Below are 23,936 nucleotides of genomic sequence, written 5' to 3'. Positions count from 1 at the left end.
ACTACCTTAACATTTTTGACTCGTAGTAGTTCTTTTTACTAATTGCGGTTTTAAAATAATATTCTCAACCTTTTTCCCAGCTAAAATATCTAAGAACATATCAAATGCTAAAAGTCCAATTTCTCTTTTAGGTTGTGCTACAGTAGTAAGCTGATAGACAAATTGATGAGATGCAAAATCCAAATCATCAAACCCTATAACTGAAACTTCTTCAGGAATTTTTTTCCCTTTACTCAATAAAGCTCTAATGACTCCTAATGCAGCATAGTCTGTTGAAGCAAAAATAGCTGTCAAATCTGGAGCTTTCTTTAGTAGTTCTAAAGTTGCATCATATCCACCCTTTATACTTTGATCTGCTTTAACTGTATATCTATCTATATCTAACTTAATTCCATTTTCTATTAAAGCTTGTAAATATCCACTATTTCTAGAATCAATTTCACTATAATGAATCCTATTAGTGCCTATAAATCCTATTTTTTCATGGCCTAAAGAAATTAAATGATTTGTTGCAATCTTACCACCACATATATTATCAACACCAATAAAGGGTAAATCTAAATCATCAATATTTGTCATTACTTGAATCGTAGGTATGTTTTTTTCTTTCAATTCTTTAAAAAGATTTACTTCTCTATAATCTGGTGAACAAATAAGACCATCTACATTCCTTCTAATCATTCTCTCTATTGCAAATCTACCATCTTTCTTTGTTTGAAGATTTGCATTACCTAGCAATATATCATAATCATTTTCTGAAGCTTTTTCTTCAATTCCACTTATAATTTCATTAAAGAAACTTACATTTAAGTAGGGAAATACTGTCCCAATTAAATATGATTTATGTTGAACTAAACCTCTAGCTTGTAAATTTGGTTTATAATTTAATTCATTAGCGACATTTTTAATTTTTATTCTCATAGCCTCAGAGACTCTACCAGTTCCACTTAAGGCTGAAGAAACAGTTCTAGGACTTACCCCAACAATTTTTGCTATATCTTTTAATGTTGTTTGTTTTTCCATTTTCTATCCTTTCATAAAGATTTGACTCATCGATGAATCAAGAACATTTATATAATAGATGATAATAATTTAAATGTCAAAGTTTTTAATAAAATAGTTTATTTAACATCATAAAAAGGAATTATTACATATAAAATAAATCTGAAAATAAAATTTAAAATAAATTTTGACAAATAAAAAAAACAAATTATCATAATTGGTATAACGTTGACGCAAATATAAAAATATTACTAGTTTGCATCAAACAAAATTACAAAACTTATAATATAAACTTTTATTATTAGTAAAAATGGAGAAAGTTATGAAAAAGATTTTAACTTTAGTAGTTGCCATAAGTGTTTTAGTAACTACAGGTTTGTTTGCTCAAGGATCAAATGAAACAACTTCTAATCAAAAGAAAACTGTTACATTTTGGACAATGTCTCTATCCCCTTCTTTTGATGATTATTTAAACGGGGTTATTGAAGAATTTGAAACTCAAAATCCTAATGTAGAAATCAATTGGATTGATGTACCTTGGGGAGATACTGAAACTAGAGTTTTAACAGCAGCAACTAGTAACACATTACCAGATGTAATAAATCTCAATTTACCATTTTCACAAAAATTAGCTCAAAATGATTTATTAATTGATATGAATGAAAAGGCTTCAGATGTTAAAGATGATTACTTTGAAGGTTGTTGGAATGCTAGTACATATAATGGAAAAGTATTTGCACTTCCTTGGTATATAACATCAAATATGGTTTATTATAATAAAGCATTATTTGAACAAGCTGGATTAGATCCTAATACATATCCAACTACATTCGATGAATTATATTCATATGCTAAACAAATTCATGATAAAACAGGTGCCTATGGCTATATGACATTTTTCCAAGATCAATTTATCATGGAAGAATTAGAAAGAATGGGAATTAGATTATTCAACGAAGATTTTACAAAAGCTCAATTCAACACACCACAAGTAATAGCTGCAGCAAATTATTATAAAAAAATGTTAGATGAAAAATTAATCCCAAGTGAAACAATTACTTCAAAATCAGGAACTGGTGAGGCAATCCAACTATATAGCACAGGTGAATTAGCAATGTTCTTTGGAGGAACCTCCCATGCTAGAATGATTAAAGATAATTCACAAGAAATTTATAATGAAACTGGTGTAGCTCCACAAATTATTGGGGAAAATGGGAAATCCAATATTGCAGTTATGAATATTGTTGTACCTAAGAGCTCAAAAGTTCTTGATGAAGCTTTGGCTTTCTCAAAATTCTTAACAAACAATACAAATCAAGTTAAATTTGCTAAGGCTGCAGGAGCAATTGTTCCTTCAACAAAAGAGTCTTTAAATGATGCTTTCTTCTCAGTTTCTGACAATACTGCTGCAACTGAAGCTAGAATTATGAGTGCAAAAGAAGTATCAAGAGGCACAATGATTTTCCCACCTATGCAAAACTGGACAGAAATCCGTGATGCATTTATTGAAGCTTTTGCAAAAGCAGCAACCGGAAATGGAGATGCAAGTCAACTATTACAAGCTGCACAAGACAAAGCTAATTCATTTCTAAGTGAATAAGAATTTATAACATAGCAATTAGATGACTATATATAAAATAGTCATCTAATTTATATTTATCATAATGAATAAGATATTTTAATCATATTAAGGAAACAATATTAATGAAATTGAAAAAAAACATTACACCATATTTATATCTCTTACCTACAATGATAATTCTTATTTTATTTGTATTTTACCCTTTAGCTAGAGCAATTCAATACAGTTTTACAGATTTCAATTTACTATCACCACCAAAATGGATTGGTCTTGAAAATTATAAAACTCTATTTAAAAGTGATAGTTTTTATAGAGCCTTACTAAATACTTTAAAATATTTCATTGTAGTAGTCCCTGTATTAGTAATTTTACCATTGTTAATTGCTGTTCTAGTAAATGACACAAAGCTAAAAGGGGTAACAATTTTTAGAACAATTTATTATTTCCCTGTAGTTACAAGTATGGTAGTTGCAGGAATAATCTGGAAATGGATGTATATGGAAAAGGGGTTATTAAATTATGTCTTATATAATCTTTTACATCTAATATCTGAACCAATATCATACTTAACAAATCCAAATACTGCTTTATTTTGCATAATGGTTGTAACTATTTGGAAAGGCCTTGGGTATTATATGGTTCTATATTTAGCAGGATTACAAAGCATCAACAAAGAATTATATGAAGCAGCTACAATAGATGGGGCTTCAAAATTTAAACAATTAAGAAGTATAACAGTTCCATTACTAGCACCAACCATTGCAGTAGTTGCAATTATGTCTTCAATGGCAGCTATGAAGGTTTTTGATGAAATATATGTAATGACAGCTGGTGGGCCTTTCAATTCTACAAGAACATTAGTATATGAAATTTATGATACGGCATTTGATAAATTAAAATTTGGTTATGCAAGTTCAATTGGTGTAATTTTATTTATTTTATTATTTGTTTTTAGCTATATAAGTATGAAAAACAGTGAAAAAACTTATAGAGGAGTAGCATAATGGCAAATCACAAAACAAATAAAATAGCATTAATTATATTTAAATATTTACTAATGATTTTAGTTGCTTTAGTAAGTATAGTTCCATTTGTTTGGCTTCTCTCTACTGCACTAAAATCACAGGGAGAAAATATATTTAGTATGCCTCCCCAATTTATTCCAGAGCAAGCAACTTTATCTAATTTTGTAATGGTTTTTAAAACTATTCCAATGTTTAGATATTATATAAATTCATTTATAGTTGTAGCATTTAGCGTTGTCTTAAACATATTGCTATCAGTTAGTGCTGCTTATCCATTAGCAAGAATGAAATTCAAAGGAAAGGAAACTATTTTCTTTCTAATTTTATCAACAATGATGATTCCTATTCAGTTAACAATGATTCCAAATTTTGTAACAATAGTTCATCTTGGCTTAAAAGATTCACTTGCAGCTGTTATTTTACCTAATGCTGTAACGGCATTTGGAGTATTTCTAATTAGACAAGCAATGATAACAGTTCCTATATCATTAGAAGAATCTGCTTTCATTGATGGGGCGTCTTCTTTTACTGTATTAAGACATATAGTTGTCCCTATAATAAAACCAACTTTATCAGCTTTAGCAATTTTCACTTTCATAAATATGTGGAGTGATTTCTTATGGCCTTTGTTAGTATTAGATTCACAAAAACTATATACAGTACCACTTGGAGTTCAAAAATTACAAGGAACATTCACAAATGATTGGCGTTTAGTAGCTTCAGGGGCTTTACTTGCTATCATACCAGTTATGATTTTCTTTATTTTTAATCAAAAAAACTTCATTGATGAAGGTATAGCCTCTGCTGTAAAAGGCTAAAAAAAAAATTATGAAATTCCTATTTCATAAATAAAAAAAATTAATAAATCAATCAAGGAAAAATTATGAAAATTTTGTATATGCCATTAGATGAACGCCCATGTAATTATAAATTTCCAAATATGAATTTAATTAACAATAAAGATATTGAATTAATAAAAATCCCAAAAAACTATATGGGGAATTTCAAGAAAAGTGCCAATATAGATAAAATATATGAATGGTTAGAAAATAATTTATATAAATGTGATGCTGCTGTAATATCACTAGAAATGTTAATTTATGGTGGATTAATTCCTAGCCGAATACATAAAATTTCTAGCTATATATTATTAAATAGGTTAAACAATTTTGCTAAACTAGTAGAAAAAGTCAAAGAAACTAAACATATAGATATATATATTTTTGCTTTAATTATGAGAACTCCAGCATACTCAAGCAGTGAAGAAGAGCCAAACTACTATGCTGAATATGGTGAGTTAATTTTTAAAAGAGCCTATCTAATAAATAAAAGTGAAACATATTCTCTTAGCAAGAATGAACTAGAGGAACTTCACTATGCAAATCAAAAAATTCCTAACTATGTAATTAAAGATTATGAATCAAGACGTTTAATTAATATAGATATAATAAAAAATTGCTTACCTTTATTAAAAAATAATTTAATTGATTACTTAGTAATTCCTCAAGATGATTCATCAAAATTTGGATATGGAATTAAAGAAAAAAAAGAAATTTTCTCTAATATAAAAAAAGAAAATATAGAAAATAAAGTATTAACATATCCAGGAGCAGATGAAGTTGGCTCAGCACTAATTTGCAGAAGTATTGTAAAAAATATAATTAATAAACCTAAAATAAGCATATTTTTTGACCGAGAAGAAGCTATGTCTTTAATCCCTAAATATGAAGGGATGGAATTAAAAAAAAGTATAAAGCACCAGATTCAAGTATCAAATGCTATTTTCACAAAAGAAATAAATGAAGCAGATATTATTCTTTTTGTCCACACTCGGGAAGGTGAAATGCAAGATTCATGGAAGCAGGAACCATATGAATATAATGATAAAAACTATTTGAATCTTTTAAATTTAAATAAACCTTTCATAATCTGTGATATTGCATTTGCAAATGGTTCAGATTTAAGTTTTGTAAATAAAATTTTTGATAAGAAGATAAGTAACAATTTACTTTCTTATGCTGCTTGGAACACTGCTGGAAATACAATAGGCACTGCTATATCATCTGGAATTATACAATTTTTATTTGGATCTGAAAAATCAAAAGAAAAATTATTATTCTACAGAATTGCTGACGACTATGCATACCAAAGTATTGTAAGGAAAAAATATAATAATTTATTAGAGGGAATTGCTAAAAATACATATATACACATAGATAACAATGATTTGGAACTTCGAAATAAAATAAAAAATGACTTAATGATTGAATTAAATAATTTATATAAAAAGTCACCTTATGAAATTGAAGATATAATATTCCCTTGGTCTAGATTATTTGAAGTTGATATAAAAATAGGAGAAAATAAAGATGCAAAACTCCTTTGATATGAACTTAGAAAACTTGAAAAATTATTTAGGAACAAGCCATAGGCCAAATGATTTTGATAACTATTGGCAAAAGTCCATTAAAGAAGCAAATGAAATAGTTACAAATTATAGAATAAAAAAAACTAATTTTTCTTCAAATATTGCTGATTGCTATGATATGTTTTTTACATCAATTAATAATATAAAAATTCACACAAAGATGCTAATACCTAAAAATAAAGAAAAAATGCCATGCATAATTAAATTTCATGGATTAAATTGTGATAGTGGAGAATGGACTTCTTTACTTCCTTTCGCGAGTGAAGGATATTGTGTTTTTTCAATGGATTGCAGAGGGCAAGGTGGCGGCTATGAAGATAGTTTTTATGGAAGATCTAATATCGAATTAGGATTTCTTCTAAAGGGTATATTTGAGGCTTTATCAGGAAATATTGATAAACTATATTATAGAAACATAATCTTAGATGCTTATAAACTATATACTATTATATCTACATTTGAATACATTGATAAAGACAGAATTGGAGTTACAGGATGGAGTCAGGGAGGCGCTCTTACAGTAGCCCTAGCAGCATTAGTTCCAGGAATAAAATGTATAGCTCCAGTACATCCATATCTAAGTGATTATAAAAGATTTTGGCAATTAGGAATAAATAATAAGGCTTATGAAGGAATAACAAATTACTTTAGAATTTTTGATCCTCATCATAAAACAGAAGATCAATTATTTAAAGCATTAAGTTATATTGATATAAAAAATATGGCAAAAAATATAAAAGCAAATGTATTTTTTTCCTGTGGATTAAAAGATACTTCTTGTCCTCCTTCAACGCAGTTTGCAGTCTTTAATCAAATGAAATGTAAAAAATATTTAAATTTATTTCATGATTTTGATCATGAAATATTACCAAATCTAAATGATGAAATTTTCACTTTTTTTAAGGAAAATTTATAATAAGAAAATATATGATTAATAATTTAAAAAAAATAAAAACCCTATATACAAAACAATTAATAAGTGGCGAATTAGATTTTTGGTTAAAATATGGATTAGATTATATAAATGGAGGTATCTATACTGCCCTAGATCAAAATGGAGCTATAATAGATACCGATAAATCAGTATGGTTTCAAGGAAGAGCTCTATGGATATTTGCAACAGCATATGAAAAATATGGAAATATTCAATATTTGCAAGCTTGTGATAATATAGTCGATTTTATAGAAAAATATTGTTTTGATAATGATGGTAGAATGTTTTTCAAAATAAGCAAAACTGGACAACCAATAGTAAAAAGACTTAGATATTTCTTTAGTGAAACTTTTACAATAATTGGATATGCGGCATATTCTAGAATTACAAAGAGAGATAAATATAATCAAAAAGCTTTAGAATTATTAAACTTTGTTGAATATCTAAGAGACACACCTAATATTCTAATTCCAAAATCATTAAGAGCTTCCAAATCATTTGGAGAGCCGATGATTTTACTTAATGTATTAAATGAATTAAAAAAATCAAATCCTGATAAAAAAATAGAACTTGAAACATATATGCATAATTTAATTGCTGAAATTGAAAATAATTTTATTCGTGAGGATTTACAATTAATATTAGAACAAGTAGCAATTGATGGCTCTTTCCAAAAAGAACATTTTGAAGGTAGGATTGTAAATCCTGGGCATGCTATAGAAGCCGCTTGGTTTATCATGAATATGGGAGAAGACCTCAATGATAAAAAATTAATTAATCTTGGATTAAAAATATACGATTGGATGTTTAATCTAGGTTGGGATAAAGATTTTGGAGGAATAATTCAATACAGAGACGCATTAAATAAACCTATTGCTGAATATCATCAAGATATGAAATTTTGGTGGCCACAATGTGAAGCCTTAATTGCAAGTCTCTATTCATACAAATTTACCAAAGATGATAAGTATTTAAATAATTTTTACATTATAAATGATTATATTCAGACTCATTTTGTTGATGAAATAAATGGAGAATGGTTTGGATATTTGCATAAAGACGGGTCAATCGCTACAACTTTAAAAGGGAATTTTTATAAGGGCCCTTTTCACATTCCAAGGATGTATATGATTTGTTTAGAGCTAATAAATGAATTAATTTAGAGCTCAAAAATTTTCTTCAGAACAATAATAATTATGTATAAAAATTCTACTATTTTTGATTTTTTTTGCTTAAATTTTTTATATGTTTTTTTATAAAAAATGAACTAAAAAATATTGCTTTTTTTTCTCTTCAAGACTATATTGCAATCATTCAGAGTTGAGGTAAATTCAACATTTGTTGTAAGTGTATTTTACCTATAAAGGCTCTCCTTTTTTTAAAAAGGGCTTTGTTATGAAAGATAGCAAAAATAATCTTCAAGGCAGTTCTTGCCAGTGTAAAATGGAAAGCAAATCTAATGTATCTAATTTAGATTCTACCTATCCCGCGGTATCCTCTCAAAAAATGTTTGAAAGCGATAAAACAAAAAAGTTTAGAGAAACTTTTTATAATAATGTTAGTGATAATCAATGGAATGATTGGAAATGGCAAATTGCTAATCGTATCTCCACATATCAATCAATTTCAAAATTTATAACATTAAAAGATGAAGAAAAAAAAGCAATGGATGTTGAAAGTACACACTGTCCTTTTGCAATTACTCCTTATTACTTGAGTTTAATTGATTTAGATGATCAAAATTCAGCACTAAGAAAAACTATGATTCCAACAACAAATGAATTAATTAAAAGCTTAGGAGAAAGTGAAGACCCTTTATCTGAAGAAAAAACATCCCCTATTGAAGGTATAGTACATAGATATCCTGATAGAGTATTATTTTTAACCACAGCATTTTGCTCATGTTATTGTAGATACTGTACAAGATCTCATATGGTAGATGGACACACTCAATCACTTAAGCAACATTGGGAATCTGGCTTTAAATATATAAGAGAACACCAAGAAATAAGAGATGTAATAGTTTCTGGAGGAGATCCATTAACATTAAGTGATAATGAAATTGATTATTTACTTGAAAATCTTTTTGCAATTGATCATGTTGAAATGGTAAGAATTGGCACTAAAGTTCCAATGGTTCTCCCTCAAAGAATTACTGAAATTTTATTAAATATTTTTAGAAAATATAAACCACTATATTTAAGTATTCATTGCACTCACCCTGATGAAATTACACCAGAATCTAGTAAAGCAATAAATGCTATAGCTGATAGCGGTGTTGTTATGGGTTCTCAAACTGTATTATTAAAAGGTGTAAATGATGATCCTAATATAATGGGTAGTTTAATGCACAAACTTCTAAAAGTCAGAATTAAACCATACTACTTATTCCAATGCGATCCAATTGTTGGTTCAAAACATTTTAGAACTTCTGTTGCTAAAGGCCAAGAAATCATACACAGTTTAAGAGGCTTTACTAGTGGATATGCTGTTCCTCAATATGTAATTGATGCACCTAAAGGTGGAGGAAAAGTACCTATTCTTCCTAATTATTTTAAAGGCAGAGATGAGAATAATTTATATCTTTATAACTATAAAGGGAAAGAATATGCTTACCCAGACGGTAAAGGACTTTAGATATGCAAAAGACTATTGGACTTACTTATGATCTAAAAGATGATTATATAAAAAAAGGTTATAAAAAAGAACTTGTAGCTGAACTTGATAATATAGAAACGATAAATGCTCTAGACAATGCTTTAAAAGCATATGGCTATAATACTATAAGAATTGGAAATGTTTTTGACTTAGTCGAATTTCTCAATTTAGGTAAGCGTGTTGATTTAGTTTTTAATATTTGCGAAGGTTTATTTGGACCATCAAGAGAATCTCAAGTTCCATCCTTATTGGAAGCTTATGGAATTGATTGTGTTTTTTCTAATTCATTAGTTCTCACAACTTCTTTAAATAAAGCTATAGCAAAAACAATTGTTGATTCTAAATCAGTACCTACTCCTAAATTTCAAGTTATAAATAGTGAAGATGAAATTAATAGCGTAAATTTAAATTACCCTCTTTTTCTAAAACCATTATATGGTGGTACTGGAATTGGGATTAGTGGTAATTCAGTTGTTAACAATGACAATGAACTAAGAGTAGAAGCAATCCATCAACTAAAAAACTACAACCAACCTATCCTTGCAGAAACATTTTTAGATGGTCGTGAATTTACAGTTGGAATAATCGGACAAGGTGATAGTGCTAAAGCAATTGCAACTATGGAAATCATAATTGATAAAAATAGTGATAATGGTATTTATTCATATAAAAGTAAAAGCGAATATTTAGATTATGTAAAATATAATTTAGCTGATGATTTAGATAGTAAAAAATGTGAAGAAGTAGCATTAGGTGCTTGGAGAGCTCTTGATTGTAGAGATGGAGGAAGAGTCGATTTAAAAATGGATAGTATGGGAAATGTTTATTTTCTTGAAGTAAATCCACTTGCAGGTTTAAATCCTGTCGATTCTGATCTACCAATTTTATGCAAATTAAAAGGAAAATCTTATCAAGATTTAATTAATTCAATAATGGATTCAGCAAATCTAAGAATTGCAGCACAATTAAAATAAAGAAGTGTTTATGAAAATCTTAATATTTATAGATGAGTTATCTTCTTCACCTACAAAAGATGAAGAAGATACACTTCAAGAAGCAAATGAAGTTAGAGCCTCATTAATTAAATTTGGACATGAAGTTTTTATTGCAAGTTTTAATCTCAATTTATATGAGAATTTAAAAACTATAGATATTATAAAACCTAATTTAATATTCAATTTGGTAGAAACTTTTAATAAGGGCAATACTCTTCATATTGCTCCACTAATTTTCGAACAAAAACAGATTAAATTTAGTGGAGGAAGCTCTTTTGCTCTATTTATTACTAGTAATAAAATATTAACAAAAGATTTTCTAAAAGGAATAAATATAAAAACACCTAGCTTTTATTATTCCAATATAGGCATAATAAATCCAGTACTTATTGAAGAAAAAGTTATTATAAAGCCAATCGACGAAGAAGCTTCTTGTGGAATTGATGATAATTCCGTAACTCTCTTTGATAATTACAAAATGATAAAATCCTATATTAAAAATAATCCTTCAAATTTTATAGAAAATTACATTGAAGGAGATGAATATAGTATTTCTGTTATGAAAATAAATTCAAAAGTAGTAATACTACCAATAGCAAAAATGGAATTTATTAACTACCCAAATGAAAAGCCAAAAATACTTAACTATAAATCTAAATGGGATGAATCATCCTATGAATATAAAAACACTCAAAGAGTTTTTATAGATGAAACAAAAGATTCCCCTTTATTTAAAGAAATGAAAAGTATTTGCAAAAAGTGCTATAAAAAACTTGGTTCAAAGGGTTATTTAAGAATTGATTTTAAAGTAGATAAAAGTAATATCCCCTATGTAATCGATATAAATATAAATCCTTGTATAACTCATGATAGTGGCTTTGTAGCTGCAGCAAATAAATATGGTCTAACATACGATGAATTAATAAATACTATTATCAATGAGGCAATAAATGAATAATTACACTTTTCGCTATGAACCACATAAAACAGATTTAGTTCAAATAGAAGAAATTCTCAAAACATCTGGATTTTTTAAAGAAAGCGAAGTAGAAATAGCTTTATCTTTATTTGAAGATAAAATAAATAATAAAGAGAATAGCACATATCAATTTGTTATTTTAGAAAATAAAGACAAAATCTTAGGATATTCATGTTTTGGATTCATTGATGGGACTGAAACAAGCTTTGATTTATATTGGATTGTAGTAAATCAAAATCTAAAAAGAAAAGGCTTTGGTACTATAATATTAAAAGAAACAGAAAGAATAATTAGAAGAGAAGAAGGAGTTCATATATATATAGAAACTTCATCTACACCGCTATACAAACCAACAAGACACTTTTATGAAAAAAATTCTTATACAATTGAAGCAAGAATAAAAGATTTTTATGATATAAATGATGATAAAATTATTTATTCTAAAAAGTTAATTGATGATATTTAAACCTTATATTTACCTTTATTTATAAGCAATAGCTATAATAGCCCCTTTTTTATTTATATGAGTCTCTATCTTTTTAAAACCAGCATTAGATAAAAGATTTTTTAAATCAGATTCTTTGTATATAACCATTTTATCAATTATTTTTGCCCATTTTTCACCAGAATTATCACAACATTCATTACAAATAATGAACTTGGAATCTTCTTTTAAAATGTTAAAAATATTTATAAAAGTATCTTGAATATTAGGCCAAAAATAAACAGTTTCAAATGCTGTTGCACCATCGAAGGTATTCTTGTCAAATGGTAAATTTGAAACATCTCCTTGAATAACATTACATCGTTTTTCTTCTATAGCTTTATGATTAAGTTTTTTTGTTTTTTCAACGCTTACTAAAGAATAATCAAAGCCTGTAACAGTTCCTTCATTACACATTTTTAACAAAGCTTTTACATTTGCTCCGCCACCACATCCAAAATCTATTACATCAGCATTATTTGCAAAGGTAAAAAAAGAAAAACCCCATTTTGAAAGACTTGAATGTCCTTTATTCATCATTGATACAAAAAGTCTTCCCAATTTTCCACTAGGAAGACTAGCATTTGAAAAAAGTTGTTTAAACATATTCTTATTTATTTGATCCTTGTTGTGCTACTTTATTAATTTTTTTATCAATTAAATCTTTATCACCTAAATATTCTTTACTGATAACAGATAAATCTTCATTCAAATAATAAACCAAAGGAACTCCTGTTGGAATGTTTAACTCTAAAATATCTTTTTCAGAAATATGCTCTAAATACATAACCAAAGCTCTTAGGGAATTTCCATGAGCAGTAATTAATATGTTTTGTCCGCTCTCAAGTTTTGGCTTTATCTCTTTTTCAAAATAAGGAATTACTCTCGCTATTGTATCTTTTAGGCTTTCAGCTAATGGTAATTCAGCTTTTGAGACATTCTTATACATTTTTTGAAAAGCAGGATTTCTTTCATCATCCTCAGCTAATTCTGGGGGTTTAATATCAAAAGACCTACGCCAAATTTTAACTTGATCTTCTCCAAAAATTTTTGCAGTTTCTGCTTTGTTTTTACCTTGTAAACTGCCATAATGTCTTTCGTTTAATTTCCAACTTTTTATTACAGGAAGCCATTCTCTATCCATCTCTTGCAATACAAAATTTAAAGTATTTATTGCTCTTTTTAAATATGATGTATAGCAAATATCAAATTCAAAACCTTTTTCACTTAAAATTTTACCAGCTTGTTTTGCTTCAACAACGCCATTTTCTGAAAGATCTACATCTGTCCAACCAGTAAATAAGTTTTCTAGATTCCAAATACTCTCACCATGTCTTAATATAACTAATTTATAACTCATAAAAAGCCTCCATAGCTATTGATAGAATGAAACTATATGAAAAATTAGTCAAGACTAAGTTTTAATTAAAACTATTTTTTAAATTTTATTATATTTCTAATATAAAAACATAGATTTTAAAACAAATTAAATATTATTTTATTTTAAAACAACAATTTATATTTTTTTTCAAGCATATATATTTATATATTTTCAAAAAAAATCAAACCGATTAATCTAAATTATCTTTTTTTTGTTAGAATAGAAAAACTTTTAATTATAAAATCTAAACTATTTTTATACATATAACAATATAAAATTAAATTTCTTAAACAATATAAAATTTAAATTATAATAACTCTCTTTTTTTCCAAAGCATATTGCTTTAAAGAATTATGCTCTTTTAAAACTAATTTTAGGTTTAAACCACAATTTTTAATTACTGATATGGAGTTTAAATTATTTTTTAATTGCTCTAAAACATCTAAAGAATTTGATAATGATTCAACTTCAATTTTTAAATTTTTATTATCAGAATATAAGCGATAGTCTACTAAATCATTACAAGAAAATAAAACATCTTCCAATAATTGTGGGTAAATTTCTATTCCATTAGGACTTTTATACCCTCCAATTCTTTTAATTATATGACCCATAATTTCACAGTCTTTTCCACACTTACAACCACCATGCTTTAAACTTGCTAAATCTCTTGATCTATATCTAATTAATGGCATTGCTTCACGACCTAAGGAAGTAAATACTAATTCACCAGGAGAACCTTCTTTTACTTTCAAATCACTATTAGGATTAATACATTCTGTGAAAGTGTCTAATTCATCATAATGATAACCACTAGTGTCACTTAAGCAATCTACAGCTAATCCCCAACCCATTTCAGTAAGTCCATAATGAGTTATGACTTTACAATTCCAGACTCTTTCAAAATAAGCTTTCATTGTATTAGAAATATTACCAATTGTTGGAAATATAATTTTCATACCTAAATTCTTTAAATCATATTTGTTTTCACATTCTTTAGTAATTCTATACATAGTCCCTGCATCGCCAAACCAAACTGTAACTTTATTTTCAATAGTATTCTTTATTTGTTCTTCACTATCGGCAAAAATATCTGTAGCAAAAGCTTTCATCCCATTTTTCATTAAAGATCCAGCAAGAATAGACCCAATACCTCTACCTTGTGAATTAGGCATTATAACTTGGCAAACTTCATCAGTTGATGCAACACAGTTCATCCCAATAGCTAAATATTTCATAATATTGGATACATCATTTCCTGAAAAATATATTCTTTTCTTCATTCCTGTTGTACCTCCAGAAAAAAAAGTAACAGGCTTAGTAACTTGACTTTGAGATACACACAAAAAATCATAGCTTTTACCATTTATATCTTCAGGGTATGTAAAAGGAAATTTTTCAATATCAGAAAATGTTTTTAATATTGATGGAGATACTCCATATTCATCAAATTTCTTTTTATAAAAGGAAGAATGACTATAAGCTAAATTTACTGTCTGCTGCAATTGATGCAATTTATATTCACAAAAAATATTATAATCCATTTTTTTAGGTAATGAATGCTTTGATAGCCATAACTCATCATTTTTCATTCTATCAAGACATAATCTCATAAGTCCATCTTGTAAATGTGTTATTTCCATTTTAATTTCCTTTAATTTATTCCTGGGATAAACATACTTCCATCCTCAGATGTTATATATTTTGCACATAAAGATACTGTTTTATAATCTTTTGTTATAATTTGAACAGTACACTTTTTAACTCGTAATAGATCTATATTCCATACATCCATAAAAGCCATTCCACCAATAGAAAGCCCATGATTCATTGATGGTGACCAAATCTTTTTAGCATTATTTCTAACGCTTTCAACATTAGTTTTTTTTATTTGTTTAAATTGAGTAAAAGCTCTTAAAACACCTTTTTTATCAAGCATATAATATGCATTAAAAGAACATTGAGGATGTTCACATCCTCCAGGCATAAAATCTACTTTTTTAATTTCACCATTTGTTTGCTCTTCTAATTTTCTTAATACTTGAGGAATTGTTAATCTAATTTTCTTATAATCCTTAGGATAAGAGCCAAAATAACTTACAGGTTGAATATATACCCCTTTAACTGTTGGAATATTCTTTTTTGCAAAATCTATAATATCTTTTAATCTATCATCATTTGAACCAGGGATAAGGCAAGGGACGAGTACTACTGCAAGTCCTGCTTTTTTAGCATTTTCAACAGCTTTATATTTTAAAGGTAAAACATTTTCTCCATATTTTGTGATATATGATTCTTCATTATCTCCATCATATCCAAGATAAATTGTTGTAATTCCACTCTCTTTTAATTTAATAGCATAATCAAGATTTTGAGCGATTTTAAATCCATTTGTATTTAATTGAATATAATTAAACCCCATATCACGAGCTATAGTAGCTAATTCACATAAATCTTTTCTAACTGTAGGTTCCCCTCCACAAAATTCTAATGGAGAGCCTTCCCCTACAAATTCTTTATATTTTTCAAGCTGAGCTTTGCATTCTTCAATAGAAGGAAGATATCTATTTGAATCGCGAGTGAAACATACCGGACACTTAGCATTACATAATGAAGTAGTCATTAAAGCAGCCGATACTGGTTGTGACGGATTATCAACAATAGATTCAAATCCACCTTTCATAATATTATCTACTTCAATTTCTGATTTTGGGAGTTTTTCAACTTCTAAGCCTCCATAACTAAGCCATTTGAAATAATTTTCTTCAGTATCATCCCAAGTTAATGTTTTAAAAAATCCATGTTCTCTACACTCTTTAACCATGTATATTTTATTATTTTCAACAATTATTTGAGCATATATTTCTTTAAAACATACAGGACATAAAGATTTAGTATAATATAGAATTTTACTCATTATTATATATTCTCTCTCCAGTAACACTAGTCAAATGAAATGCACATAGTGGAACTTTCTTTAAATCAGAAGTAATAACATGCACACAACAGCCCTTTACTCTATTTATGTCAAAATTCCAACAATCCTGAAATCCCATACCAGATATTGCCATTGTATATTCTCTAACATGATTCATAAAATTTAACATTTTACCTTTCTCATTCTCCTGTGGAAGTCTCCACCTCATATTAGTAAATTTATTAGTATTAGCAGCAAAATCTGTATTTTTAGGAGGTTTTATTTGAGAGTTTTCACTTTCTAAATGATGTAATTTTTTTTCTTCATCCACATAATATAAAGTTGAAAACGCACAATGAGAATCATAACGTTTTCTTGGTGAGAATTCTTCAAATTTCATTTCTCCTGTTTGTTCAACAAGAGCATGCATTACATCAGAAAGACTACATCGATCTTCATCTGGTGGACATTTACCTGGGAAACGACCAAAGTAACTCATAGGTTGAAAATGAATACCTCTAACTGTTGGAAGATTATCTTTAGCAAAATTTACAATTTCTCCAATATCTTTTAAATTTGCTTTAGGAGATACAGTAACAACCAAAAGAACACCAAGATTTGCTTTTCTGCAATTATCTATTGCTTTCATTTTAATATCCACCATAGCTTTACCACGAGTAAATTGATAAATTTCATCACGTAATCCATCAAATTGTAAATAAATTAAATCACAACCAGCATCTTTTAATTCTTTAGCATAATTATCATTATTTGCTAAAATTACCCCATTAGTATTTACTTGAATATGAGGAAATCCCATTTCTTTACCCATTTTTATAATTTCTGGCAAATCTGCTCTTACTGTAGGCTCCCCTCCAGATAATTGAATAGATGGAGTACCGCCTTTTAATACAGTTTCATACATTTTTCTAATTTGAATTATATCAGGATCATATTTTACTTTTTCAGTATCTGCAAAACAAACCGGACAGTTCATATTACATTTATATGTAATTTCCATAACAGCAGTACATGTTTTTCCTTCATGAATATCACAAAGCCCACAATCAAAAGGACAATTTTTCCCTTCCATAAGAGTTGTATTACATTCTGCATGTATTTCTGTTTCTTTAAATTTTTTATATAAATCAGCATCTCTCCAAAACAATGTTTTAAATTCTCCATGAACCGGACACTGTTTAATAATATAGATTTTTCCATCAATCTCTTCATACCACCCTTCAATCTTTGTAAGACATTCTGGGCATAATGTTTCTATATTAAAAAGTTTCATTTTATCTCCTAAAAAAAGCCGCAATCTTTTAGGCTGCGACTCTTCTAAAAATAGCTAAACTTAAGCTATTTTTATTACATGTGGAAAGCCTTTCCTAAAGCTGTTTTAGCAGTTTCCATAATAATTTCATTTAAAGTTGGATGAGCATGTATACTATTTGCAATATCATCAGCAGTTAATTTTTTCTCTAGAGCAATAGCAACTTCACCAATTAAAATATCTGATTCAGGTCCAAAAATTTGACCACCTAAAATTTCATGATTATCCTTTCTAAAAACAAGTTTTATTTCACCAATTGTCTCTTGAATACACATTGCTTTTTCATTTGCATTAAAACTCATATGACCACTAATAGTTTCAACACCTGCTTCATTAGCTTGGCTTTCACTAATACCAACAGCAGAAATTGGAGGTTCCATAAACATTGACCAAGGAATAACTGAAAGATTTGCAAACGATTTTTGACCAACAATATTTTCAGCTGCTACAGCACCTTGTCTTTGAGCTTTATGACTTAATTGGGGACCTTCTGTAATATCTCCAGCAGCATAAATATTATCTATATTTGTTTTTTGATATTTATCTACAACAACCAAACCTCTATTTGATAATTCAACACCTATAGAATCAAGTCCTAAATCTTTAGTATTTAAACTTCTTCCAATAGCTACTAAAGTCATATCAGAAATTATTTCATCACCATTTCCTAATGTACATTTAGTTTTTCCATCTTCAGTTTCAATAATTTCTTTGATAGCATTACCTAATTTTAAATCTATATTAAGAGTTTTAGTTATATATTTCTCAGCACTGTCAGTAACAACATCCTCTTTCATAATTGGACAAACATGTTCAGCCATTTCACACAAAGTAACCTTAACTCCAAAAGAAGCATAAATATATGCAAATTCTAGACCTAAAGCCCCTGCCCCAATAACAGTCATTGTCTTTGGTAGTTCTTGAAGTTCTAAAGCTTCATCACTTGTAATAATTGTTTTTTTATTGATATTGAAAGAGGGAATCATAGCAGGTTCAGAGCCTGTAGCAACAACAAAATATTCACTAGTATATGCTTTTACTTCACCCTTTAAATTAACTACTTCAATTGTATGAGCATCAATAAATTTTGCTTTACCTGTAATTTGTTCAATGCCTCTTGATTTCATCAATAAAATATCGCCAAAACGAAGGTTTTTAACAGCTTTATTTTTTATTTTTTGAATTTTTGAAATATCAGCAATAGGTTCTACTTCATTTACTATTCCATAATTTTTAGCTTCTTTAATTTGATTTAATACACTAGCTGATTTAACAAAAACTTTTGTAGGTATACAACCTCTATTAATACAAGTTCCACCAATACCGTTTTTTCTCATTTCTACAACAGCAACCTTTTTCCCAAGATCACTTGCTCTCATAGCACTAGAGCAACCACCACTACCAGCGCCTATACTAATTACATCAAAATCATACATATTAATGACTCCCTAATATTTTATCTTAACTACTTATTTATTTTCTTTCTTATATAATTTTAAAGCTGTTATTGCTGCACCAAATGCCGCCGTTGATTGAGGATTATCAATTGCAACTACTTTTTTACCTAACATTTGACTAAAAATCTCTGCTATAGCAAGATTGTTAGCAACACCACCTGAAAAAACAATTGGTTCTTGATAAGAAATTCTTGCATTTCTACCCATACTAATAACTCTCGAAGAAATGGAATTTGCAACACCTTTACAAATATTTTCTTTTGAATAACCTTGAGACATATAAGAAATAATTTCTGATTCTGCAAAAATTGTACACATAGAACTAATTTTACAAGGATTATCAGCTCTTCTAATTAAATCTGCTAATTCATCCATTTTTACTTGAAGTAAACGATGTGTTAAAACTTCAAAAAAGCGACCTGTACCTGCAGCACATTTGTCATTCATTTCAAACCTTGAAACAATACCATCTTCCATTTCAATAACTTTACTATCTTGTCCACCAATATCAATTATTGTATGAACACCAGGATATTGAGCTTCAGTACCAACACCGTGTGCAATAATTTCCGGTTGGTCTTTTTGAGCAAATTCAAAAGCCTTTCTACCATATCCAGTAGCAACACAATATTTTATATCAGCTCTACTTTTATCAACCTGTTCTAAAGCCATATCCAAGACCTTGTTACCACTTTCATTACGGTCATAAGTTGTATATATCTTACTAAAAGCTAATTGTTTTTTATTTTCATCTATAAGTATGCACTTACTAGTAGTAGATCCAATATCTACACCTGCAAATATCATAATTCTTACCTGCCTCTATAATTAATTATTATTTTTTATTTCTAAAAATATTTATATTTTTTGAAATATCATTCTCGCATAAGTTAATTTTGCTTTTGCCATCATCCCTCGACTTTCATCAAATGGACATGAAATTTTTTCATGTCCTATATTATAATAGCGAGATAACAAACTCCCAATTTCTATTGGTTTTACTCCACTCTCTTTACTTAAATGGAGAACTATTGCAAGCAATTCACTGTAATTTTCTTCACTTTTTATAAGCTTAAAATCTTTAAAAAATTGAATATATTCACTTACGAAACCAACTCCAGCAAAACAAGGAATATGACTATATTCATATCTTTCTTCTTTGTTAATTTTTTCTTTTAGTGCAAAATCATTTATAAGAACATAACCTCCAGGTTTTATTATCCTAGAATACTCTTTAACAAGGTCTGCCTTATTTGGTATAGGAGAAAATGCTGCTTCAGAAAAAATACCATCAAAAGTTTGCTTTTCATAACCAGTATTTGTTGCATCACCTAAATCAAATGATAAAGAGGGATATCTTTCTTTTGATTTATTTACATTATATTCATTAATATCTAAGCCTCTAACATTTAGAGAATATTGCTGAGTTAAATAATTTGTTGCATCTCCATTATTACATCCAACTTCAAGCCAATTTTCCCCCTTATTGGGAGATATAATGTCAATTCCACTAGAGAGAAATTTAAAACGATTTTTCCTTGTTTCAAAAATTCTCAACAGTTGTTCAGGTGTCATTATTTGCCCTCTAACATATCTTCAGATGAATTTAATTCTCCAGTTACTAGTTCAGATAATAAATATTCATCACCACATTTTGGACATCTAAGACCTTCTGATTCTGGCAATTCTAAATCACCATAAACCATAGCGATATCATCAACTTCTTCCATTACTTCATTACATTTTGAACATTTCCATTGTGCCATGATTTTATCTCCTAATCTTCTTCTAAACTAACAAGTGTAACTCTATGACTATATGCATCAACAACTTCAGCTTCATCACCAGCTAACTTATATTCAGCATATACAGTATAATTTCCAACTTTACTTCTACAAAGATTACTACCTTCATCACTAATAATTTTTACATTATTTGCTTCTGCAGCATTTATTACAATTTCAACATCACCTTGTTGAATACCACGCTCTTTTATGTTTTCAAGAGCTTCATCAGTAAATTTTATTGTCATTTTTTTCTCCGAAATGGGGGATGAAACATAATTCACCCCCCTATAAAGATAATTTAAAAGCTATATATTTAAGCTTGTTCTTTTCTCATTTTGATAATTTGACTCATTGATTCAATTCTTGTTCTAAGAGCTTCTTCACTGTAATCTCTATCATCCCAGAAGTCAGCTTCCATATAGTAATGTTTTACACCAGTTTCTTTTTCTACAAGTTGCGCAGCGATTTTATGATGAGCACCAAGCCATCTATCAAAGTCAAAGAAACCCATTAACATACCATCTGGTTTAAAGGTATTTACTTTTTCAATCATTGATTCAATTTCATACCCCATGTTTTGAACCAAGCCCATTCTTAACCATTGTTCAGCTGTAGACATCCACATTTCATTCTTATAGTTAGATGGTTGTAATTGTTTGCTGCTTAAAGAGAGAACATCACTAAATGTTGTTGAAATACCATTTTCTCTAAACAATCTATCAATCCATGGAATACAGAAAGGAACAAAATAAGAACCGATTTTAGGAGAACCTTTTGGAAGAATGCCTTCACCTGCTTTAACAACTTTACGTAATTCTTTAGTCAATACATCAATAGCTTTTTCCATATATTGTGTTCCACTATTGAAAGGACAAGTCATTACTTGTTGCAAGTTTGTAAGTGATGCACCACCGATTACTGGAGGATCTGCTTGACAAATAATAGAAGAAATTGTTCCAATCTTAAATCCTAGTCGTTGATTATCTTTGAAGGTTGCTGCCCAATCTTCTTCTTTTACTTCAATGCCTGTTTTTTCTAAAATCTTTTCAAAATCAGCTTTTAAAATATCTCCAACATACTTTACACGGGAAGCATCTTCATCATCTTCAGAACCAAAAGCAGTGTCGTGAGGCATTCTAGAAATTACGTAATTCCAATCATCATTTAGTAATAATTGAATCATTTCATCAGTCTTTGGGCCTTCATCACAGTTAAAACCCCAGCTCCAAATTACATCAGGAGATGGAATAACACCATTTGTATAAGCTGCAACTCTCATCTTATTTAAAGGACAGTGTCTACAACCATAAGTAAACCCACTTTGTTCTGCAGAATTAAAGAAAGAAGAAGCCTTATGGAAGAAACCATTCAAAATTGTAACCATCATTAAATCAGGGAAACCAATATATGCTTTATCTTTTGCTGCTTTTTTAAGTACATTATATGGAGTACCAATAGCAGGAAGAATACCATAAATTAATTTTACACCTTCTTCTTTATAACGTTTTGTTCTACCAATTTCGACTAATTCGCGCATATATGCACCAATCATTAATCGAACTCCTTGATATTGCACATCCCAGTTAGCAGGAATATATTCATCTAAAGCATAAGCTACATCTGCTTCAGATAATTTACAAAGGTCACATGCAATTTTAAAATCAGGAAGCAACTCTTCTACTTCTTCTGCTGGAATTTCACAGAATTCTAATAAAGCTTTATAAACATTACGATCCATTAATTTGCTCCTTTAAGTTGTTCTACATAACTTTCTATTCTTGTAGTTAGAGGACCCATTGATTCTCTTGTATATTCATATGATGATTCTAGTTTTAACATTGGAATATTATCTTCTTTAAAACTCTTAGCAAGACAAGTACATTCCATATCGTAGATTTCATCAAAACTCAATTGATACCAAAGAACACCATCAATTTTATAATCTTCAATTAATTTCTTCATAAACTCATATCTGATTTTCCAAGCTGGTTGGAAAACATCAATTGGTTCACATTCTCTCATACGGCATTTTGCATATGCTGCAATTGGATCATCTGTAATTGATACATTATGTCTATATGTTCTAATACCATCATCCATAAAATCAGCGGCAATACATCCACCTACTTTCTCAACTAGATTTGGAGCAATATAGTCACCAATTGCAACAACACGACCTGCAATTAATAAACGAGGAGCATCTTCTTCAAAAATACCTGGAGCATCTTTTAATTCATCATATAATTGTTCTAATTTTTCAATCATAACTTCTGGTTGAATTTTATATGAATAGTGATTCAATTTAATAAAATCAGAGAAACCAATTGGAGGATTATCTTTTTTACGTAAGTCTGAAATTTTATTTAGTAATTCATTAATTTTATTTGTTAATTCAAATTCATGATTTAAAGCCTCTGTAGTAATTTTATTACCTGTTAAATCTTCAATTTTCTTAACCATTGCTCTTAAACTATTTGTGTAATATTCTAAAGCAATATCTTTTGTCCAATCGGCTGGAACTCCAACTTTTGCAATTGGATATTTTTCATATTCTAGTAATTCGGAAATACGACCAATATGACAATCTGTTTGTCCAGTTACAATTAAATCAGCAATTGGAGTGATTGGATCTAAATCTAATTTAATATTTCCGGCTATTGTTCTTGCTAATGGATTCATAAATCTTAACATTGTATCTAATACTGCTTCAGGTGGTTCTGGTTCTCCACCACGACACATAATCCAAGGTTCTGCTTTTGCAGCACGAATTACCTCTTCTGGTACAAAATTCCCTGTATATTCTACAATACAGGTTCCAGCTTTTTTAGCATTTTTAAGCGCTTTTACACGACTACGAGAAAGTGCATCAAGTTCTTTCATGATTTCTTTCATATACCTACAACTCCTTTAAAGATAATATTGCTCTTTTGGAATAAATAAAAATTTATTGAATAAAGTCTAATAAAACTATATT

Annotated in this window: 23 protein-coding genes; 10 read left to right on the top strand and 13 right to left on the bottom strand. The window is 28.6% G+C overall.

Annotated elements, in window-relative coordinates:
• Positions 1–6: 6 nt before the first annotated feature.
• On the bottom strand, positions 7–1,023 hold the full coding sequence (locus tag ACZ5RS_RS07605) for a LacI family DNA-binding transcriptional regulator (RefSeq protein ID WP_464634094.1): 1,017 nt from the start codon (positions 1,021–1,023) through the stop codon (positions 7–9).
• 301 nt (positions 1,024–1,324) lie between these two features.
• Between ACZ5RS_RS07605 and ACZ5RS_RS07600 the strand changes: the two genes are divergently transcribed.
• The 10 genes from ACZ5RS_RS07600 (at position 1,325) to ACZ5RS_RS07555 (ending at position 12,069) form a co-directional block, all read left to right on the top strand.
• Positions 1,325–2,602 (top strand): ABC transporter substrate-binding protein, encoded by a 1,278-nt coding sequence (locus ACZ5RS_RS07600; protein WP_464634092.1) that lies wholly within the window; start codon positions 1,325–1,327, stop codon positions 2,600–2,602.
• Between the two features lie 104 nt (positions 2,603–2,706).
• Positions 2,707–3,588, top strand: coding sequence for a carbohydrate ABC transporter permease (locus ACZ5RS_RS07595; protein ID WP_464634090.1), 882 nt, complete (start codon positions 2,707–2,709; stop codon positions 3,586–3,588).
• Positions 3,588–4,427, top strand: coding sequence for a carbohydrate ABC transporter permease (locus tag ACZ5RS_RS07590; protein ID WP_464634088.1), 840 nt, complete (start codon positions 3,588–3,590; stop codon positions 4,425–4,427). Before ACZ5RS_RS07595 ends, ACZ5RS_RS07590 begins: the two co-directional genes overlap by 1 nt.
• 65 nt (positions 4,428–4,492) lie before the next feature.
• Positions 4,493–5,995, top strand: coding sequence for a DUF4127 family protein (locus ACZ5RS_RS07585; RefSeq protein ID WP_464634086.1), 1,503 nt, complete (start codon positions 4,493–4,495; stop codon positions 5,993–5,995).
• Complete coding sequence (locus ACZ5RS_RS07580) at positions 5,979–6,953, top strand: alpha/beta fold hydrolase (protein ID WP_464634084.1); 975 nt, start codon at positions 5,979–5,981, stop codon at positions 6,951–6,953. The genes ACZ5RS_RS07585 and ACZ5RS_RS07580 overlap by 17 nt, the downstream gene beginning before the upstream one ends.
• 11 nt (positions 6,954–6,964) lie before the next feature.
• Entirely contained in the window at positions 6,965–8,134 is a 1,170-nt protein-coding gene (locus ACZ5RS_RS07575) for an AGE family epimerase/isomerase (protein WP_464634082.1), read from the top strand.
• 232 nt (positions 8,135–8,366) lie between these two features.
• Entirely contained in the window at positions 8,367–9,608 is a 1,242-nt protein-coding gene (locus ACZ5RS_RS07570) for a KamA family radical SAM protein (RefSeq protein WP_464634081.1), read from the top strand.
• Positions 9,609–9,610: 2 nt separating this feature from the next.
• On the top strand, positions 9,611–10,603 hold the full coding sequence (locus ACZ5RS_RS07565) for a D-alanine--D-alanine ligase family protein (protein WP_464634079.1): 993 nt from the start codon (positions 9,611–9,613) through the stop codon (positions 10,601–10,603).
• 10 nt (positions 10,604–10,613) lie between these two features.
• A complete protein-coding gene (locus tag ACZ5RS_RS07560; RefSeq protein WP_464634078.1) occupies positions 10,614–11,582 on the top strand; it encodes an ATP-grasp domain-containing protein in 969 nt (322 codons plus the stop codon).
• Positions 11,575–12,069 (top strand): GNAT family N-acetyltransferase, encoded by a 495-nt coding sequence (locus ACZ5RS_RS07555; RefSeq protein WP_464634077.1) that lies wholly within the window; start codon positions 11,575–11,577, stop codon positions 12,067–12,069. Before ACZ5RS_RS07560 ends, ACZ5RS_RS07555 begins: the two co-directional genes overlap by 8 nt.
• Before the next feature lie 15 nt (positions 12,070–12,084).
• Here the strand turns inward: ACZ5RS_RS07555 and ACZ5RS_RS07550 are convergent, their stop codons facing one another.
• The 12 genes from ACZ5RS_RS07550 to ACZ5RS_RS07495 all read right to left on the bottom strand — a co-directional run bounded on the left by ACZ5RS_RS07550 (position 12,085) and on the right by ACZ5RS_RS07495 (position 23,854).
• Positions 12,085–12,693, bottom strand: a complete 609-nt coding sequence (locus tag ACZ5RS_RS07550) for a class I SAM-dependent methyltransferase (RefSeq protein ID WP_464634075.1) — start codon at positions 12,691–12,693, stop codon at positions 12,085–12,087.
• A gap of 4 nt (positions 12,694–12,697) precedes the next feature.
• A complete protein-coding gene (gene gpmA, locus ACZ5RS_RS07545; protein WP_464634073.1) occupies positions 12,698–13,447 on the bottom strand; it encodes a 2,3-diphosphoglycerate-dependent phosphoglycerate mutase in 750 nt (249 codons plus the stop codon).
• A gap of 323 nt (positions 13,448–13,770) precedes the next feature.
• The gene (locus tag ACZ5RS_RS07540; protein ID WP_464634071.1) at positions 13,771–15,111 is read right to left on the bottom strand and encodes a DVU_1553 family AMP-dependent CoA ligase; all 1,341 of its coding nucleotides are present in this window, start codon (positions 15,109–15,111) and stop codon (positions 13,771–13,773) included.
• An 11-nt stretch (positions 15,112–15,122) separates the two neighbouring features.
• Positions 15,123–16,385 (bottom strand): radical SAM protein, encoded by a 1,263-nt coding sequence (locus tag ACZ5RS_RS07535; protein WP_464634069.1) that lies wholly within the window; start codon positions 16,383–16,385, stop codon positions 15,123–15,125.
• Positions 16,378–17,679: a radical SAM (seleno)protein TrsS gene (trsS, locus tag ACZ5RS_RS07530; protein ID WP_464634067.1), complete on the bottom strand. Its 1,302-nt coding sequence runs from the start codon at positions 17,677–17,679 to the stop codon at positions 16,378–16,380. The genes ACZ5RS_RS07535 and trsS overlap by 8 nt, the downstream gene beginning before the upstream one ends.
• 74 nt (positions 17,680–17,753) lie before the next feature.
• A complete protein-coding gene (lpdA, locus tag ACZ5RS_RS07525; RefSeq protein ID WP_464638923.1) occupies positions 17,754–19,154 on the bottom strand; it encodes a dihydrolipoyl dehydrogenase in 1,401 nt (466 codons plus the stop codon).
• 33 nt (positions 19,155–19,187) lie between these two features.
• Positions 19,188–19,982 carry an acyl-CoA dehydratase activase gene (locus ACZ5RS_RS07520; RefSeq protein ID WP_464638921.1) on the bottom strand — a complete coding sequence of 265 codons (795 nt, stop codon included), beginning with the start codon at positions 19,980–19,982 and terminating at the stop codon, positions 19,188–19,190.
• Positions 19,983–20,033: 51 nt separating this feature from the next.
• Entirely contained in the window at positions 20,034–20,750 is a 717-nt protein-coding gene (locus ACZ5RS_RS07515) for a class I SAM-dependent methyltransferase (protein ID WP_464638919.1), read from the bottom strand.
• Complete coding sequence (locus ACZ5RS_RS07510) at positions 20,750–20,941, bottom strand: DUF7479 domain-containing protein (protein WP_464638917.1); 192 nt, start codon at positions 20,939–20,941, stop codon at positions 20,750–20,752. Before ACZ5RS_RS07510 ends, ACZ5RS_RS07515 begins: the two co-directional genes overlap by 1 nt.
• Positions 20,942–20,952: 11 nt before the next feature.
• Entirely contained in the window at positions 20,953–21,207 is a 255-nt protein-coding gene (locus ACZ5RS_RS07505) for a hypothetical protein (protein WP_464638915.1), read from the bottom strand.
• Positions 21,208–21,275: 68 nt separating this feature from the next.
• Positions 21,276–22,700: a 2-hydroxyacyl-CoA dehydratase gene (locus tag ACZ5RS_RS07500; protein ID WP_464638913.1), complete on the bottom strand. Its 1,425-nt coding sequence runs from the start codon at positions 22,698–22,700 to the stop codon at positions 21,276–21,278.
• Entirely contained in the window at positions 22,700–23,854 is a 1,155-nt protein-coding gene (locus ACZ5RS_RS07495) for a 2-hydroxyacyl-CoA dehydratase subunit D (RefSeq protein WP_464638911.1), read from the bottom strand. The genes ACZ5RS_RS07500 and ACZ5RS_RS07495 overlap by 1 nt, the downstream gene beginning before the upstream one ends.
• Positions 23,855–23,936 lie beyond the last annotated feature (82 nt).

The sequence above is a fragment of the Pleomorphochaeta caudata genome (assembly GCF_055395745.1).
Note: the sequence above shows the minus strand (reverse complement) of the source record. Positions and strands in the feature narration are given on the sequence as shown.